The sequence below is a fragment of the Paracoccus tibetensis genome (assembly GCF_900102505.1).
Taxonomy (GTDB): domain Bacteria; phylum Pseudomonadota; class Alphaproteobacteria; order Rhodobacterales; family Rhodobacteraceae; genus Paracoccus; species Paracoccus tibetensis.
Genome location: NZ_FMVT01000014.1, coordinates 62,835 through 79,427, shown reverse-complemented (window position 1 = coordinate 79,427; position 16,593 = coordinate 62,835). Strand labels below are relative to the sequence as shown.

Genomic DNA, 16,593 nt, shown 5'->3' with positions numbered 1-16,593 from the left:
GCGCGGTCTGGGAACAGCGTGATCCCCCACAGCAGAAGCGTGCCCGACGAGATGATGTAGCCTGCTCCGAACAGTCCCATGGCGAAATAGGGCAGGATGGCAGCCGCACCGCCCGCCGCAAGGCAGATCACCGCGACCGCCATTAGCGCCAGCGATAGCCGGTGGACATGGGCGAGGCCAAGACGGTCAGTCGCGACACCTGTCACCAGCCCCGCCAGGCCGGCCGCGCCGAGAACGATCCAGGCCAGCGCGATGCGGTTGCCGGCAAACCCCAGCTCTTCCCGCAGGATGTCAGCGCCGAAGGTCCAGATGGCCGTGCTGGCACCTCCCATCGCCAGCGCGGCGAGACCGAGCGGAACCAGCCCATGCCGGCGCAGCTGAAGTCTACTCGGGGCCCCGCCCTCATCAACCTGGGCCGGAATCGCTCGCCACAGCCACAGGGTGACCGCCGCGCCGATGCCGGCGAAGCCGAAGTAGAGCTCGCGCCAGGCCGCGGCGAAGGCTAGTGCGGCGACGCCGGAAAGGATGATCCCGGCCGCTGTGCCAGCGTTGATGGCGCCGTTCGCGAGCGGCCGACCCGCGTCAGTGACATTGCGGCTCACCGCAGCGGCCAGCGGCGGCGAGGCGAGGCCCGTGCTGATGTCTGCCAGCGCGATGGCAGCGCCAAGGGCCAGCGCCGAGCCTGCAAGCCCAGCCAGCCCCAGCCCGGCCGTCGCGCAGAGCCCTGCCGTGGCGGCAACGACGCGCGACCCCCATTGCGGCACGGCCAGGAAGGCAAAGAGGATGCCCATGCAGTAGGTGGCGAAAGCCGCGCTGCCGATCCAACCTGCGGCCACCGTGCTCAACGACAGCTCGGCCCTGATCTGCGGCAGAAGCAGGCCATAGGCGAAGCGTGCAAGGCCGTAGACCAAGGCGGTCAGGGCAAAGCCCGCCGCAACCAGCCCGGCCGTGCTGCGGCGGCTCACTTGCGCCTCGCATCGGCCAGAAGCGCCTCGGCGGCCTCACCTGCAGCCTGCACGACATCAATGCCAGCGACACTGGCGGCGGCGGTCGCGCCCTCGAAGAGCAGCCAGATCTGAAGAGCATGGATGACGACAAGAAAGCGGCAACGGAGCGACAGGTCCCGGCGGTATCGAGGGCGCTTGCCATCCTGCGGCTGCTCAGCCGCTCGGCGGAACCTGTCGGTGTGAATGCAATTGCGCGTGCCCTTGACCTGATCCCAAGCACCTGCCTGCACATCCTGCGCGTCCTTCAAGACGAGGGACTTGTTGAATTCGACCCCGTCACGAAGCGCTACTCTATCGGCATCGGCATCTTGCCATTGGCCCGGGCGGCACTTCACCGGAACAGCTTTTCGGCGATGATTCAGCCTGGCTTGTCCCGGCTGTCATCGGAGCATGGAGTGACGGCCATTGCGACGCAGCTTGCCGAGCCGGGCCAGATGGTCGTGGTTGCCCTGTCGCAGTCCAACATTCCGTTTCGCCTGCAAGTCGATCTGGGCAGTCGCTTTCCGCTGCTGATCAGCGCGACGGGGCGGCTGTTCGCCGCGTTCAACACCAACCAAACCTACCCGCTGGCGCGCGAGTTCGCGAAGCTGCATTGGGACCATCCCCCCACATTCGAGGAGTGGCACGCCGAGGTCGATCAGGCACGTGAGCGGGGCTATGCCATCGACAGCGGCACCTACATCTCGGGCGTAACGGTCCTTGCCGTGCCGGTCTTCGGCGCGAGCGGAAAGATGATCCGGTCGATCGTGGCACTCGGGATCTCGGAGCGCCTCCAGAGCGAGACGATCCCGCAGCTTATCAGGGAAATGAAGGCGATCCGCGACGGGGTGAGTGAGTTGCAGATCGAGCCGGCCAGCTGAGGGGGATGGAGACGAATGATGGATACTGATGCATGGAAACCCGTGGCTGCACCCGGTTTCATGGAGGTGGTCGGCCCCCTCCTGAAGTCCAGGCAGCCCAACGAAAGCAACACCTACGGCCTTCTGACGGATCAGCGCCACGCAAATGCCATAGGCATCGTCCATGGCGGCGTGATCACGACGCTTCTCGATCAGGCCATCGCCATCGTCGCCTGGAATGCCGCTGACCGACAACCGACCGTAACTGTGCAGATGGATGCCAGCTTCCTTGGCGCTGCGAAGGTCGGTGATTTTCTCACAGTCAGAGCCCAGGTGCGCCACGCGACACGCTCACTGATGTTTCTCGATGCGGAGGTGTTCAGCGGGGACGCTGCGATCGCCCGCGCAACAGCAATAATGAAGGTCGCAAAGATGACGGGAACCTCAGCATGACGGACTTTGCGCCAACCCCTTCGGCGGCACCTCTTGCCAGCGTCAAGGTTCTAGACTTCTCGCGCATCCTCTCCGGGCCCTATGCCAGCATGGTTCTTGCCGATTTAGGCGCCGACGTCATCAAGGTTGAACCTCTGAAAGCAGGCGACGAAACGCGAGGCTTTCCTCCGTTTCAGAATGGCATGAGCCACTACTATGCTGCGCTCAATCGCAACAAGCGCAGCATCGCAGTAGACCTTAAAACTCCAGAGGGCAAGAAGATCGCCCATGACCTCGCCAGTCGCAGCGACATTCTTCTGGAGAACTTCCGGCCAGGCGTCATGGATCGACTCGGGCTCGGCTACAGCGCGTTGTCCGAGGCGAACCCGCGTCTCATCTACGGCTCGATCTCCGGTTTTGGACCGGACAGTCCTCTTTCCGAAAAGCCCGCGTTCGATATCGTTGCCCAAGCCCTCTCCGGCGTGATGAGTGTCAACCGTGAACCCGGTCAGGCGCCGAACAAGCTTGGACTGCCTATGGGCGACATGGCTGGCAGCATCTTTTCCATCTTTGGTCTCTTGGCGGCTTTGCATGAGCGCAATTCGACTGGCCAAGGGCGACATGTCGAGGTGGCAATGCTCGACAGCATGATCGCCATGCAAGGCTACCTGTCGCAGATCTACTTCCTGACGGGTAGAAGCCCAGAGCCTGTGGGAACCCAGCACCCCAGCATCGTGCCCTACGGCTCGTTCCCGACCGCGGACGGCTATGTGATCGTTGCCTGTCTGACCGAGCGGTTCTGGCACAACTTTGCCCGGTGCCTCGGCCACCCTGAGCTGATCGATGACCCGCGGTTTGCAATCTACCAGCAGCGCCTGGCCCATCGCAGCCAGCTTGAGCCGATCATCAACGCGCGGATGACCAGCGACACTAGCACGTATTGGCTGGCGCGGCTGGCAGAGTACGACGTGCCGAGCGCGCCGATCCTGTCGATTGGCGAGGCGCTGGAACAGGATCATGTTGCTGCGCGTCAGCTCATCGAGACGGTGCAGCATCCGGTCGTCGGGGACATGAGGATGGTCCGCTCTCCGATCCGCTTCGACGGAGAAGGGCCCGCGCCGTGCGTTGCGCCGTCCCTCCTGGGTGAGGGCACCGTCAGCATCCTACGCGACGAACTGAACGTGCCGGAGAGCGAAATCCGCTGCCTGACCGCCCGTGGGATCATCAAGACTTGCGCGAACTAGCCCAAAAGGCCGCACCGCACCAACGTCCGGCGCAGTCTCTTGCTCGACGGTTCATTTAGCGTTTTTCCCAGTAGGCAACGGCCGCCTCCGCGACGGCCTGGTCTTGAGCGGGGGTGCCGGACGAGATGCCGATGCCGCCGACAACATCAGCATCGAAGATGACCGGCAGGCCACCGCCCACAACCATCAGCCGGCCCCCGATGGCCGAGTTGATGCCATAGACAGGTGCGCCCGGTTGGCTGGCGTGGCCGTATTCGTGCGTGGCTTTCTTGGCCGCAGCAGCGGTAAAGGCCTTGTCGATGGCGATCGTCGTCGAGGTAACCTTGCCTCCTTCCATCCGTTCGAACGCAATCAGCTGGCCGGCTTCGTCGGTGACGGCAATGCACATCGGCACTCCGATCTCCTCGGCATGGGTCGAGGCGCCAGCGATCAGGCGGCGGGCGTCGTCCAGGTCAAGTCTGCGGATCGTCTTCATTCTGCCGGTTCCTTTGTCGACAGCGGTGCGTTGTTCATACTGTGCGGCCGGGGCCGCCGGTAGCGCAGTCCAGAAGTCCGGCCGTATGCACGACCGGAACTCGGTCCCCGAGCCGATCTGCATCATGCAGCCGATGTTGCCGGTGCTGATGACGTCAGGGCGGCTACCTCGAGCGTGCCGACCTTGCGGGCCTTCAATTCGGCCGAGATCTCCGGCTGCATCAGGTTGTAGGTACCGGCCAAAAACGCGATTCAATCAAAACCGGATCAACAAGTTTCCCGTGGGCGCCCTACTTCTAGGAATCTGATTTTATGGGAATTTTTGCGGAGAGCTCTCCCCAGAAAAGTGCTGCAATCAAAACCCAGTCAAAACCTGACCGCACTCACGCCCAGAAGGGGATGTAGCCGGCGCGAGGATGCTCCGGATCCGCTGGCCTAATGAGCCCTGCCTGTAGCGCGTGGCGGATGACCACGGAAGCTTGAGAAGCATTTTTAGCGTCTACCCCAAGGCGCTCCCGCAGGGTCGCGTTGGTCATTCGCTGGCCGCTTTCATGCTTCAGCGCGGCATGTTGATAGCATGCCCGGAGGCGTTCTTCCGGTGTCATGTCCGCGAAGCGCCGCGGCGCGAAGAACACGACCCTGACAGCCTCACCTTCCGTTCTGAAGTCTGGTGGCGGCAGCTGATGAAGCTCCACCGCAGTCAGCACCTTATCAATACCAGTCCCCTGCTCCTCGCAGAGCCGCATCCTCCGCATGAGCGAAGCCAACGCTTCATTGCGCGAGCGCGGCGGTGCATCCAGGAACCTGTCCGGACTCACCAGCGGGGCTCCGGGATTGGTGATCTCCATCCGGTCGCTGAAAAGCTCTATCAGAGGACCGGCGCCGGTGATGGTCATGTCCTGATGTATCAGAGCGTTCGCGACCAACTCTCGAAGAGCGATGGCTGGATAAAGCGGACGCTCTTCCCGAAAAGCCGATCCAATATGCTCGTTTCGGGGCAGCAAGTTATCGATGAAGTCCACCAGGCCCTGAAACCCTGCCGCATAGCCGCGCTGTCCATCTTGCCGGTGCGTGACCGTGTCAGCGCGGCCAGGCCCGTCATAGGCGACGAACCGGACGGCCTTGCGCTCAACGGAGGGACCGAAATCCGACAGCCGCTTGGCAAACAGGATGGCGCCGAGGTTGGTGATGTTCCAATGTGATCCAACATCCCGCTGGATCAGCCGGTCCGCCTCGAGACGCTCGAAGATGCCTTGGCGGTTGTCAGGCAGGCGCTGGCCAGTCAGGTCAAAGTAGTTTGCATAGTCAAGCTGGGCGAGCACCTCGTCGCCGGGAACGAACTGAGCGGCCAGTCCAGTTTCCCACACATATGGCTGCAGCCTTGACCACAATGCCCTCAGCCGCTCGGGATGATCCGAGAGCCGTGGCGTTGCACTGCCGATCCGCAGGTAGCCGCTTCGGTCGAACTCGACGGGAGCGGTCGCCGCCGCAGGGATTGTCAGAAGAACGAGCCGCTGGCCATGATAATCAACTTCCTCGAACCGGAACTCTAGGCTTGGTTGAAGCCGGCTCGCCAGCCAAAGCTCGAACGGCTGTCCCTGTTCGCGCTTCACGCCAGGCTGGAAGCTTGTGCCGACGGCCTCATGATCTCCGTCGCGTACGCCCCAGACCAGGTAAGCAAAGTGCTGGTCCGCAAGCCGCGCTGCATTCGACAGCGCGGCGATCAGCTTCCCGACGAGGTGACCGTCAGAGTTGTTCTCCTTGAACTCGACCCAAGACGTTTCCGCCGGCAGCGCGCGCAAATCATCGATTAGCCGACGTGTTCGTTCGAGGGTCTGGATCGCTGTAAGGCTCATTCTGAGTCCGGCATTAGAAGCGGTCATCATTAACCGGGCGAGCAATACCCCAGATTGCCCGGCGGGCACAGCTGCCACCGCGAGAAAATGACATGCGCAGTGCGGCCGACGCCTTTCTGATCCTGCTCAGGGGAGGGGCCGCTTCGCGCTTAGTCTCCCGCGCCGCAGGCAACTGTTCCGTCGGCTGCCTCCTTCGGCATCACGATTGGAACGCCGGCCAGGATGATGAAGACGATTGCCGCCGGGAGAATGGCCGTTGCCTCCAGCCCGAGCCCGGCAATTACGCCGATCGCAGCCGTCGCCCAGATGCTCGGGCCGTCGTCAGGTCCTCCATTTCACGCTGTTTGACGCGAACCATGATCGCCCCGGCGCCGAGGAAGCCGATCCCTTGCACCACCCCCTGCAGAACGCGGGACATGTCCTCTATCGGCATCCCGCTCTGGCGAGGCCTAACCACGAACAGTGCTGCACCGATGGCCACGAGCATGTGGGTTCGAACGCCGCCGGTTCTCGCTGGAGGTCGCAAAATCAGTCTTGAGCTTCGAGTTCCAGAAGGTCGTTGCGACGGGCCGTAGGCTTTCCTGGTCTTTCTCCTCGTCCAAAGCAGCAGCGCCGCTCCTGCTGGCGGCTGCCGATGCCACCCGACCGATCACCTCCCTGCTGGGTTCGCCCGCCAGAGCCGGAAGCGGGCGGCGCCGGTGATCTCGCGGATCACGCCCATGGCCGTCATCCGGTTCAACATCCGCTCGGCGGTCATCCGGCTGATGCCGGCGCCAGCCGCCACGTCCTCGGCCGAGACCAGCGGGCGGGCGGCGAGAACGGCGATGACCCGCCCGGCATTCCCTCCCCGAATGCCCGCGGTGGCCTGCCGCGCCTCGGCTGCCCAGCTCGCCAGGCGACGGATCTCGTCGCGGGCCGCCCGGGCGCCGGCGCTGATGGCGGCAAGATGGCCGGCCAGCCGCGCGTCGACGGTTCCGCTCGCGGTCCAGACGCGGCGCCCGGCAGAGCCGAGGGGCGCGAAACGCAGGCGCTCGCAGCCCTCGGCCATCAGCCGGCCGGCATAAACGGCCGGCTCGATCACCCGGTCCGGCGGCGAGAGCTCGGCCTGCCGCCAGAGGAGCCCCGCCAGGCAGCCTTGCACCAGCGGATGCAGCTCGGCTGCCGCCCCGAGCCGCGCGAGGTAATCCGCCGCCCCGCGCGCAAAATCCGGCCCGCGCAGCCGCGCTGCACCGCCCTCGATCTCCGCTCCGGCCCCGCGGTGCAGCCCGAGGAAGGCCGGCAGGTCGGTCAAGGCCCCCTGCCCCCCGAGCCGGCGCAGCGCCCACCGGGCCAGCCGCATCGCCTCGGGATCGGAGGCCGCCCGAGCGTCCAGTGCGTCTCGGCCGATCTCCTCGCGCGGCAGGACGAGGCCGCCGGCCCAAAGCATGGCCTCCGTTTCGGCCAAAGCGAGCCGGGTGACGGCCCCATGGGCGGCTGCCGGGTCCAGCGCGGCCAGCGTCGCGTCCAGCCGTCCGAGCGCCGCGGCCGCCTCGGCCAGAGGCACGGCCAGCGCCGCCTGCGCCGCCTGCCAGGCGGTGGGATCGGCCGAATCCGCGGTGTCTTGGGGATGTGCGACGGTACGAGGCATCCTCACGAACTTGTGGATCTTCCGATACGAGTGGCAGCATATCCACAGTTACAAGGCTGGCTGTGGATCACAAGACCGTTTTAGCTGGTTGCAAATTACGTCCGATAAGTCCCCCTTATCGGCATGATTGACTTTGGCCCGTTTCGGCGCATCATTTTGCCATGATCCTGCCCGTCAGCCCTGCCCCGCTTTCCCCTGCCGACGAGGCCGCGCTCGCCGAGTTGTATCGCCGCGGCACGCCTCCCAACACGATCCGGGCCTGGGAGCGGGACCTCGCCTTTATCTCCGCCTGGAAGCGCGCGGCCTTTGGCGCGCCGCTTGCCTGGCCGGAAGCGGAAGGCGTGGCACTGCGCTTCATTCTCGATCACTCGGTCGATCTGACGAATAAGCCGGGACCGGCGCAGGCGGCCGCGCAGGCGCTGATCGCGGCGGGGCTGCGGCGGTCGCTGGCCTGCCCTGCCCCGGCGACGCTGGATCGGCGCATTGCCTCCTGGCGCGCCTTCCACCGCATGAAGAACCTTCCCTCGCCCTTCGAGGCGCCCCTGATCGCCGAAGCGCGCGGCAGGGCTCGCCGGGCGGCGGCCCGGCCCCCTGCCCCGAAATCAGCTCAGCCCATCACCCGCGAGGTGCTGGAGGCCATGCTCGCCACCTGCGACGGCTCCCATCGCGGGCTCAGGGACCGGGCCGCGCTGATGCTGGGCTGGGCGTCGGGCGGGCGGCGGCGGTCCGAGATCGTGGCGCTGAATCGGGACGATCTGGACCTGGGCGAGTGGGCCGAGAAGGGTCTCCTGCGGCTGAGGCTCCTGAGCACCAAGACCACCGGTCCAAGTCAAGCCCCCCGGCTGCCGCTGAAAGGGCGTGCGGCGCGAGCCCTGCTCGACTGGCTACGCCTCGCGCGGATCGAGGACGGTCCCCTCTTCCGTCCAGTCAGCCTGTCGGGCCGTGTCCTGCGCCGCCGACTGACGCCCGAAGGTTTGCGCGGCATTGTCCGCCACCGGCTGGACCTGGCGGGATATCCGCCCGGCTTTGCCAGCGCCCACGGGCTCCGTGCCGGCTTCCTGACCCAGGCAGCCCTTGACGGCGCGCCGCTGCAGGCCGCCATGCAGCTCTCGCTGCACCGATCGGCCGCGCAGGCGCAGCGCTACTATGCGGATGTGGAGATCGCAGACAATCCTGCCGCGGACCTGCTGGGATAGATTGAAGTGTTGAGCGCTGTCTTCGCAAGACGCCAAACGATGCTTAGTCATACCGGCCCGTTGTTGCCAAGTCCTGACCGGGATCCTGCATTACTTGCCAGATGCTCCTAACATGATGCTCTGCCATTAGCTATCACTCGGCCAGTTCGGAGCTTGACGAAGGCTCATCTCAGTCAGCCCATCTTAATCGGCCGGCGTAGTTCACAGCTGTGAACATCATGCCACATCTCGTCGCGCGATAAGAGCCATTACCATTGGTCCACAGGAAAACTCCCCCGCAGCAGCCTTTGTCGTCAATGCCCGTAAATACCCTCCAGGCGATCGGATACTATCGAAACGCTGCAAGATTGCAGCAAGAACAATAGATGCCTGTTCCGGACCCATAAAACGTTGTGCTTCCTCCCAGGCAGAGACGCTGATGCCCATCGCGGGGCGAACGTGGCAAGCCGCATCGTGGAGCTGGTGCCAGTGCCTAATTTCGCCGGGATAGAACGTCTTGAGTTCAGAGCAAGCACTGATGACCAGATGAAGGGGGATCTTGGGCGGCGGGGGCGTTACCAGGTCACTATGCTCTGCCACGAGTACTCCGTCGACGCCTTCAGGCTCAACGCCTGCCGCTCCGCCTTGTTCTAAGGCAGGTTCAAGAACAACAGTATCTGCATTTGAATTATGATAGTGCTGCTCGGACCGGGCGCCACTGGTGATCATTTCCTCTGTAGTAGTACCGTCGATGATGTTCCGAGCTTGATCAAGCAGGCGCTCAAGATTGCGGCGTATGTTGGCCAACTCGTCATAAGGCAGTTTGCGCCGAAGCGAACTGGTCGTCAGAGCTGCCGTGTCACGAAGCTGATCCCAGAGACTGTGGCCTGGATGGATCTCTTTGCCGAACGCAGCCAAGGCCGCCATGTCACGGCGCATCAGGCTAATGGTCTCACGGAGGCGCCGGATCTGCTCATCGCCCTCACGAACAGACTCAGCAGCCCGCGCGATCTCTTCTGCGCGGCAATGAAGGGGCGAGAGATCAAAGCCAAAGGTTACGCGCTCTGCGCCGTGCCTGCGACTGTAGCGCTTGCCATTGGGGCTGTCGCGCCGCATCAGCAAACCACCGGTAACCAGCCGCGCAAGATGCCGGCGCATTGTCGAGCAAGCCATCCCGTTCAGCCGCTCGCAGATCGCCTTGTTTGACGGAAAGACAACCATCTCCGCATCGCCGCCAAGGGTGTCTTCGGGGAAGAAGCTCAAAAGCCCCTGCAGTACCGTCAGATCCCGATCACTGATCCCAAACGCGGCCTGAGCCTTGGAGAGATCACGTAGAAGTTCCCACTTACTCACAGGCTTCGCCGAATGGGTTGCCTCAGGCCGCTCGACCACACGTAGATGAGCGTGAGAGATCCGCCGCATAAACGGCGAAATGGGTGTGTACTCCATGATGTCATTCACGAAAGCAAAGAAAGATCGTGCCGCAAATCATATCTGACTTGCGGTTTGTGCGCCCGACCACTACTTTGAAAGTGCAAAGATCAAAGTGTGGGTCTCGTGGAGCGCAAGCTTTGCGAGACCTTTTCTTTAGCCTGTACCGTGCCTCCTTATTGTTGCTGCTCTATTCTTCTTCACGATCGGCCTCTCCACCGTTCGTGAAGTTCCTGAAGGACGTCCTGCGCGCTGGCCTCTAGCCACTCTGCGAAGGCATCATCAACGTCCGTAAGGTCAAGCCTGACAGCCCGGCGCGAGCGCCGGACCGCTCCTGCGGGCGAGCCATTGAGCGAAAGAGGTTTCGATTGCGTCTTCGTCTTTTTGTCTTTCGACGGTGCGGCCTTCTTCTTGAGGTGCCGCATCACAGCTTCAAATGCCGCCACCGAAGGATCGCCGCTACGGTCGTCATCGGGCGCTATGTCGGCAGTCGACCTCGAGCGCGCGTCAACAGCGACCTGACAAAGCTGATCCGGATCGACGCCTGTATCCGATAGCATCTGCGCCATGGCATCCCACCGGGGGCGGCCGATACCATGAGCCGGGCCGATTGCGTTCGCTAGCGAGCTTCCGATGGCCCGCGCAACCGAGATCGACATTGAAATCGAAGAGCGAGTGACATTTAGCACTTCGGCAACCTGTGCCTGCGATCCGAAACCATTATCAAGCAGTTCTCGCGCGAATAGCGCCCGCTCAATGTAACTGAGATCACGCCGAGCCGTGTTTTCGGATACCTGAGCACGAAGCGCAGCCGTATCATCCAAGTTGGCGATCAGTGCGCGAATCTTGCTTACTTTATCCGAGCCTCGAATGGCTTGGAGGCGGCGACGTCCGTAAACTAGAAGGTAGCGGCTGGCGATGTCTGGGTGGCGCCGAACTAGAATTGGAACCGCCTGCCCGTTCTGCTCAATTGACGTTCGAAGATCCTGAACGTCTTGCGGATCAAGGCGATCAGCAATTCGCTCATCTTCAATCTCGGCAGGATCGAGTTCCCATACGTGATGCGCATCGACCGCATCGCGCGCAGATCTCAGCGCTCGATTGCTCGACATCATGCTGCCAGCCTCTTGTGCTGTGCCTGCGGCAGCAAGACTATCTAGCATGGACATCCGCTTCTTTTTGCCGTCGGTCACATGCGCCCCCAGGTTTTCTGAATAAGCTGGGAAATCTCGTCATTGACCGCGTTTAAGCTCTCGATCGCACGATCATAGGTCGTGCGCGTAAAGGCGCTTCGGTCGACCTCGTAGAGGGTTTGCTTAGTCAATCCCGCGTCGGAGATCGCGGTTGATTTCAGCATCGGCGCATTCAGAACCTTGTCGCCATACATGGTGCGCAGAAAGGCCACGATCCGGTTCTGTGGCGCGTCGGTTGGCTCGTAGCGGGTCAGCAGATACCGCATCCAATCATGCGACATGTCAGCACCGCTATCAGCAATGACGTCCATCAGATCCGCAGTCATCCTCAGGAACTGGCTCATCGACATCACGTCAAGCATCTCGGGATGGATCGTCACCAATACGCCTGTCGCCGCCGAGAGGGCTGACATGGTCAGAAAGCCCAGCTGCGGCGGACAGTCGATCACCACAACATCGTACTGCTCATCGACCTGCGCCAGCGCCTCCTTGACCCGAAAGAAGAACAGCCCGGCATTACCGTTGGACAGCGCCCGCGGCGTCTCATGCTCGAACTCCGTGAGCTCAAGATTGCCGGGAATCAAATCCAAGTTTGGGATGTAGGTCTTGCGGATGATCTTCGTGATCGACTCGGGGTTATCATAGCGAATGGCATCGTAAAGCGTGCCGCCATCCATGAGATCGAATTCTGGTTGAACCCCATGGAGAGCGGTCAGCGAGGCTTGGGGATCGAGGTCGATAGCGAGTACGCGATAACCCTTAAGGGCTAAACGCTGCGCGAGATGCGCCGCAGAGGTTGTCTTGCCAGAGCCGCCCTTGAAATTCATCACGCCGATGATTTGCAGATGATCACCCTCGCGACGACCCGGGAGGTAATCACCTGGTCTCCGAGCCGTTTTCTCCAGTAATACCCTAAGACTTTGAATATCTTCCGCCGAATAAAGCCGACGGTTTCCGGACGAGATCGCGGGAGAAGGGCCTTTTCCGTCTAGATGCAACTTCCTAAGGTAGGAATCGTTAACACCCAGCACCGCCGCCGCTTCTCCAGAGGTGAACTTTCTCATCGACTTGGAGGCGTCTGGCGGGAAGAGGCTTTCGCGCTGTGAGTGCAACTGCGTGGCCAGCAACTCTGAGTGCTGCCGGATCACGGCATTCAGGTCTTCCTGTGTCTCAAACTTGCTCATCGGCCCTCATCCGCGTCGTGTTCACGCATTACGGCGTTTGGTCGCCATTTTCCGTGAATATCGCCGATAGCTTGGATTCGCACAAGGCCATTTCTCAACGTGGCCGCACGCCTTTTAGCAACATCACGCCGAGTAGTACCTTCCAGACGATCCCCCGCCGCGCCGCCTGCCGAAGGGATAGCCAGGCAGGCAACGCTAGAGCCCCTTTGAGGAAATCCTCTGTGGGTGCATAGGCGGTGAACCACAACCATCAGTATCGCACCAGCTCGACGCTATGATTGCCCTGATGGTCGCTTGTCCGGATCGCGACAGCCCGAACGCTGCTCGGAGGCGTGAAAGAGTGGCCGACTGTCTCATAGCGGAGGCAGTATTCGTCATCACGTCCCATGCGCTGCGTCTCAACACACCGGCGGATCGGCATCCGCTGGCCGCCCAGAGCTTCGGCCAGCCACTCAGGAGCACTTGCCAGGCTGGCGGGCACCCAGCTGAACCGGCCCATCTCGTCGTAGTCGCCGCGCTGCGTGTTGTCGGTAATCTCTTCACCGCCGCTGCTTTGGTGACGGGAGTATCTGACGTGATAAAGGGATATAGCGTCCCGGTATCGGCGAGTGTCGGGCGTCAGACCGTCTGATCCGACCTGTGGCATCGACATGCGTGGCTGACCCGTCGCGGCCAAGAGCGCGTTGATCTCGTTGAAGCGGCTACCGCTCATGCCCATTGGGCAGCGCCACAGCTGCAACGGAGGCTCGATCGGCCAGGGGGTGATGCGGCGGATCAGCTCAAATTTTGCAGCTGAACACTCGGCAGAGGCAGGGAACCCCCCGGCCAGGCAAAGGAGTATCGCACAGTCGATAGGATAAGACTGGGCCACCACGCGTGACGGCAAGGCCAGCCCGACGGACACGACCGCCAGGATACCCAACCCCGTATGTCTTACATATCGACGCATAGGAACCTCCCAAAGCAGACAAGACTATAGGGGTAATTGCAACCCTATAAGGTTGTATAAGCTCATCGGGGGTGGCTTGGCAACGCCTCGGAGTAGCCACGTCTGCCGTCTATCTTGCCAGTAGCCGCAGCGTGCCGAGACCAGCGCGCAGGATGTAGGGTGGAAGCGAAAACGAGTAGTGTCCGCAGTTCAGTTCCAGAACATCAGGCTTGGCACTAGCTTGCCTCAGCTTAGTTATCAGCGACTTTGCCAAATCAGGGGGCACTACCGTGTCTCTTTGTGCCACCACTATCTGAAGCTCCAAATCCGCTCGCGCGAATTGCCGAGCGTAGTTCTCCAAATTAAGCGAGAGCCAAGCTTCGTTGAGTTGCGCCACGTTGATACGTCCCGCCAGACTAGAACGAATATGAGCCGTTGCCCGGCCCGTCCAAACCATGTCCGCAAGACTTCCGGCGGTGAGATAAAGAGAAGCGGTCCTAACTGCGGGATCATTTGCGGCAACTAAACCAGCAACCCAAGATCCAAGGCTAATGCCCAAGACCGAGATCCTTTTATAGCCACTAGCTTCCAGCACTCGAATGAGCTTACGCCCATCCAATACTGCCTGCCGGACGGACTGGATAGTCCTGCCGAGACTTGGACTGAGCATGTAGTCCGCGTAGGCGGAATCTGGACGGCTTCGCTCAAAGTGATAAGGCATTGCCATTTGGAACACATCCACACCACGCTGTGAGATCAGCTTCGCGGGTCGCCCATATCTCTTTCTTGCATTCCAATGATGGAAAACTATGAGCGCATGATCCGTGCTTTTGCCCGTAGTCGCTAAAGACTTGACTATGTTATTTTCACTTACCTCGGTTGTAACACTAGATGGAAACTCAATCCAATCCTGCTCCCACTTAAAATTCAGATTATCCTCCGCAGGGATTTCAAAAAATGCTGAATCAGCCGCCGCCGAAACAGAATGTCTACAAAAAGTTTCTATCCCAAGAACGTCTGTTCTGCAGTCCTGAAAAGCAAAATGAGCATCCAAAACAAAGGCCGTCTGCTCCTTTACCTCATTCCCACGTTCAGCCCGCCGCTCATCATATCTATCTAGCCATCTACCGAACATAAATGCCTCCCTTACCCGATCCGGTCCTAACCCCTAGCCTTGGGTCAACTAGCCCGTAAATGGCGAGAAAGGCCGCACATGCAAGAAGCAGGGAGAATCCATTAAATGCTCCTATCGAAAGATAACACGCGACCAAAAAGGATATGGCTGCCGCCATTCTGTTTCGAGTTGCGCGATGACTATCTGGAGCGACTTGAGCAAGCGTGTAGATAAAGGTAAAGCAACTGACCAGAACAATAATTAGGCTAGTATATTGCGTAGGGGAAACGACGTTTTCCCACTCAACTCCTGCATTAATGCCCTTTGCGAGCGCCAAGAAATCGCCTGCGATCCAGTCAATGATACTTATGCTAGTGGTGGCGAGATAAATAGCCTGTAACTTCATGCAAACTGCTATCAATATGCCCAATATTCCACATCTGAAAGCCGCTCGCATGATTACACCACCAACATCGACACATCGGGCCTGGTATTCTTCAAAAATACCCCTGGGGACCGCACTTAAATCTCTATAGTCACTGGCAATAGTGTAAAATATAATGTTGGCCACAAGGAAGACATAAAAGCTCCCTGCCATGTAAGAATATGCCAATGCTGTAAATATCGCTTCGGAGAAATTAGAAACAACATCAGGCCGAACAAGGCTAATAGTGCCCCAATCGATAGCATAATTTCCGCCGCCATGAATCAAAGGCTTTAAGCGCACGCTAACCCATTGGAAAATTCCCGCAAAGAACACGCAAATGAAAAGAACCGCCCAGTATGTGAGTGAAGAAGACTCGACCTTTCTTTCCCATTCTTCATCTCCTGCTGCACTGTCATCTCGTGCGGCAAGTCGCCTTCGACCCGCGGCCTTCCAGTAGGACAACGCTCCGCTGGAAAAAGCGATGAATAGCGGCATGAACACCATAAACAATAGGGTCCAATTTGGCGCGAACAGGAAACCAACCTGTTTCGGCATACCTTGGGCATTGGCATAGGTGACACTATGTATCCCCAAAAATAACGACGAAAATCCAAGGGCGACCGCACCCGCGAAGATCAGTGAAGGCAGGTCGAGAACTGACTGCCTGCCTATCATCGCTTCAGATTTTTGGGCGAGGCTAAAGCTGCGAGCGGGCTCTGGTTCCTCCGTGTTTTCGTCTCTGGCATCAACGCCAACCTGGTCATCGATGGGTGCTTCGTCGTCAACATCTTCATCAGATGGGTCATTTCCACTTTGCGCGTCACGACGCCGGAGCCGCCTTTCGGCAATCAATCGCGCATGTGAGGCACTCAGCTCTGCCTGCCATGAGCTTGAGGCCTCTGGGTCATTGCATCCGAAAACCCGTGCGAGCCATCGGATGTTGTCTGAGCTGATGCCTTTGTCGTTGTCTTGGAACCACAGCTGGACCGTGCGCAGTTCGACCCCGGCACGATTGGCGTCGATCTGAGAGATCGCATCCGTAAGTAAGTCGGGTGTCCACGGACCTTCTGGGAAACCGTTCGCGTCTACAGGTCTGCCAGCGCCGGCTGCCGCAAGACGCTTGAACAGCGCCTTGAAGTTTTCGCCAGTATCGGCGGGAGGAACGAAAAATCTTCCGTTTTTCACCAGATGGTTAGCAGGCTGCATTTCGTTCTGTTTCGTTTCTTTTCAGGTCATATCGTGATCGGGTTAACCTAGCTAGTCCATTAAGCCTTCATCAACAAATTGCCTGTCGTGCAACGCGGCGCGTGCGCGAGAGTCCCGCAGACTGGAGAGAAGATATGGGCATCGACTGTGGCAACATCGTGTCTGCCGACGATGACATGACGGGTTACTTGAGAGAGGCGCACCCTATCCAGCGAGTTCTCGATCAATCGTCTCGTGAGGTGGTGGGCTGGCTCTACAGGTGGAATACCGGACAGGTCGCTGTGATGTGGAAGGGCGAGCGTTGCGAAAATGTCGTCTACGAATAGACGTCGCTAGAGCCGCCGTCTCATAATTCAGCATTGTCTTCTGGTTTGGCTGAAAGCGGTCCGCTTAGAGCTGCCGAAGCCACAAACCATTGATGCCGCATAGCTTAGTAGCCCAACGGGCTCTGTGGGG

15 protein-coding genes and 1 pseudogene are annotated in these 16,593 nt (G+C 60.4%); 4 read left to right on the top strand and 12 right to left on the bottom strand.

Features of this window, described 5'->3' with window-relative positions; genetic code table 11:
- Nucleotides 1–965 (bottom strand): MFS transporter (locus BLP73_RS16690; protein WP_217630713.1); only part of this gene is annotated, 965 nt, incomplete at its 3' end.
- A gap of 119 nt (nucleotides 966–1,084) precedes the next feature.
- Here BLP73_RS16690 and BLP73_RS16680 point away from each other — a divergent pair.
- From BLP73_RS16680 to BLP73_RS16670, 3 genes are read left to right on the top strand one after another with little or no spacing between them, the layout of a single operon-like run.
- Complete coding sequence (locus BLP73_RS16680) at nucleotides 1,085–1,867, top strand: IclR family transcriptional regulator (RefSeq protein WP_090747383.1); 783 nt, start codon at nucleotides 1,085–1,087, stop codon at nucleotides 1,865–1,867.
- Between the two features lie 18 nt (nucleotides 1,868–1,885).
- Complete coding sequence (locus BLP73_RS16675; RefSeq protein ID WP_245686723.1) at nucleotides 1,886–2,299, top strand: PaaI family thioesterase; 414 nt, start codon at nucleotides 1,886–1,888, stop codon at nucleotides 2,297–2,299.
- Entirely contained in the window at nucleotides 2,296–3,522 is a 1,227-nt protein-coding gene (locus BLP73_RS16670; protein ID WP_090747379.1) for a CaiB/BaiF CoA transferase family protein, read from the top strand. Before BLP73_RS16675 ends, BLP73_RS16670 begins: the two co-directional genes overlap by 4 nt.
- 55 nt (nucleotides 3,523–3,577) lie before the next feature.
- On the opposite strand, the gene BLP73_RS16665 is transcribed toward BLP73_RS16670, so the two are convergent.
- The 5 genes and pseudogenes from BLP73_RS16665 to BLP73_RS16645 form a co-directional block, all read right to left on the bottom strand.
- A complete protein-coding gene (locus BLP73_RS16665; protein WP_090747376.1) occupies nucleotides 3,578–3,997 on the bottom strand; it encodes a GlcG/HbpS family heme-binding protein in 420 nt (139 codons plus the stop codon).
- A 34-nt stretch (nucleotides 3,998–4,031) separates the two neighbouring features.
- Nucleotides 4,032–4,236, bottom strand: a pseudogene (locus BLP73_RS16660) (glycolate oxidase iron-sulfur subunit); the annotation flags it as partial.
- Between the two features lie 143 nt (nucleotides 4,237–4,379).
- Nucleotides 4,380–5,852, bottom strand: a complete 1,473-nt coding sequence (locus BLP73_RS16655) for an ATP-binding protein (RefSeq protein WP_090747373.1) — start codon at nucleotides 5,850–5,852, stop codon at nucleotides 4,380–4,382.
- 280 nt (nucleotides 5,853–6,132) lie between these two features.
- Nucleotides 6,133–6,339, bottom strand: a complete 207-nt coding sequence (locus tag BLP73_RS20015; RefSeq protein WP_217630712.1) for an MgtC/SapB family protein — start codon at nucleotides 6,337–6,339, stop codon at nucleotides 6,133–6,135.
- A gap of 162 nt (nucleotides 6,340–6,501) precedes the next feature.
- The gene (locus tag BLP73_RS16645) at nucleotides 6,502–7,479 is read right to left on the bottom strand and encodes a DUF1403 family protein (protein WP_090747370.1); all 978 of its coding nucleotides are present in this window, start codon (nucleotides 7,477–7,479) and stop codon (nucleotides 6,502–6,504) included.
- A 161-nt stretch (nucleotides 7,480–7,640) separates the two neighbouring features.
- Here BLP73_RS16645 and BLP73_RS16640 point away from each other — a divergent pair, with 161 nt between their 5' ends.
- On the top strand, nucleotides 7,641–8,675 hold the full coding sequence (locus BLP73_RS16640) for a tyrosine-type recombinase/integrase (protein ID WP_090747364.1): 1,035 nt from the start codon (nucleotides 7,641–7,643) through the stop codon (nucleotides 8,673–8,675).
- A 216-nt stretch (nucleotides 8,676–8,891) separates the two neighbouring features.
- Here BLP73_RS16640 and repC read toward each other — a convergent pair whose 3' ends face one another.
- The 6 genes from repC to BLP73_RS16610 all read right to left on the bottom strand — a co-directional run bounded on the left by repC (nucleotide 8,892) and on the right by BLP73_RS16610 (nucleotide 16,137).
- Complete coding sequence (gene repC / locus BLP73_RS16635; protein ID WP_090747362.1) at nucleotides 8,892–10,103, bottom strand: plasmid replication protein RepC; 1,212 nt, start codon at nucleotides 10,101–10,103, stop codon at nucleotides 8,892–8,894.
- A 182-nt stretch (nucleotides 10,104–10,285) separates the two neighbouring features.
- The gene (gene repB, locus BLP73_RS16630; protein WP_090747360.1) at nucleotides 10,286–11,278 is read right to left on the bottom strand and encodes a plasmid partitioning protein RepB; all 993 of its coding nucleotides are present in this window, start codon (nucleotides 11,276–11,278) and stop codon (nucleotides 10,286–10,288) included.
- On the bottom strand, nucleotides 11,275–12,462 hold the full coding sequence (repA, locus tag BLP73_RS16625; RefSeq protein ID WP_090747356.1) for a plasmid partitioning protein RepA: 1,188 nt from the start codon (nucleotides 12,460–12,462) through the stop codon (nucleotides 11,275–11,277). The genes repB and repA overlap by 4 nt, the downstream gene beginning before the upstream one ends.
- A gap of 250 nt (nucleotides 12,463–12,712) precedes the next feature.
- Entirely contained in the window at nucleotides 12,713–13,174 is a 462-nt protein-coding gene (locus tag BLP73_RS16620; protein WP_245686722.1) for a hypothetical protein, read from the bottom strand.
- A 346-nt stretch (nucleotides 13,175–13,520) separates the two neighbouring features.
- Complete coding sequence (locus tag BLP73_RS16615; protein ID WP_090747353.1) at nucleotides 13,521–14,525, bottom strand: alpha/beta fold hydrolase; 1,005 nt, start codon at nucleotides 14,523–14,525, stop codon at nucleotides 13,521–13,523.
- Complete coding sequence (locus BLP73_RS16610) at nucleotides 14,515–16,137, bottom strand: RcgA family putative transporter (protein ID WP_217630711.1); 1,623 nt, start codon at nucleotides 16,135–16,137, stop codon at nucleotides 14,515–14,517. Before BLP73_RS16610 ends, BLP73_RS16615 begins: the two co-directional genes overlap by 11 nt.
- Nucleotides 16,138–16,593 lie beyond the last annotated feature (456 nt).

Bases quoted from the DNA above. Each gene is read 5' to 3' on its own strand.
- repA (WP_090747356.1), bottom strand. From the start codon at position 12,462: ATGAGCAAGTTTGAGACACAGGAAGACCTGAATGCCGTGATCCGGCAG.
- BLP73_RS16665 (WP_090747376.1), bottom strand. From the start codon at position 3,997: ATGAAGACGATCCGCAGACTTGACCTGGACGACGCCCGCCGCCTGATC.
- repC (WP_090747362.1), bottom strand. From the start codon at position 10,103: ATGGAGTACACACCCATTTCGCCGTTTATGCGGCGGATCTCTCACGCT.
- BLP73_RS16680 (WP_090747383.1), top strand. From the start codon at position 1,085: ATGGATGACGACAAGAAAGCGGCAACGGAGCGACAGGTCCCGGCGGTA.
- BLP73_RS16615 (WP_090747353.1), bottom strand. From the start codon at position 14,525: ATGTTCGGTAGATGGCTAGATAGATATGATGAGCGGCGGGCTGAACGT.
- BLP73_RS16645 (WP_090747370.1), bottom strand. From the start codon at position 7,479: ATGCCTCGTACCGTCGCACATCCCCAAGACACCGCGGATTCGGCCGAT.
- BLP73_RS16670 (WP_090747379.1), top strand. From the start codon at position 2,296: ATGACGGACTTTGCGCCAACCCCTTCGGCGGCACCTCTTGCCAGCGTC.
- BLP73_RS16620 (WP_245686722.1), bottom strand. From the start codon at position 13,174: ATGAGCGGTAGCCGCTTCAACGAGATCAACGCGCTCTTGGCCGCGACG.
- BLP73_RS16640 (WP_090747364.1), top strand. From the start codon at position 7,641: ATGATCCTGCCCGTCAGCCCTGCCCCGCTTTCCCCTGCCGACGAGGCC.
- BLP73_RS16675 (WP_245686723.1), top strand. From the start codon at position 1,886: ATGGATACTGATGCATGGAAACCCGTGGCTGCACCCGGTTTCATGGAG.
- BLP73_RS20015 (WP_217630712.1), bottom strand. From the start codon at position 6,339: ATGCTCGTGGCCATCGGTGCAGCACTGTTCGTGGTTAGGCCTCGCCAG.
- BLP73_RS16655 (WP_090747373.1), bottom strand. From the start codon at position 5,852: ATGAGCCTTACAGCGATCCAGACCCTCGAACGAACACGTCGGCTAATC.
- BLP73_RS16610 (WP_217630711.1), bottom strand. From the start codon at position 16,137: ATGCAGCCTGCTAACCATCTGGTGAAAAACGGAAGATTTTTCGTTCCT.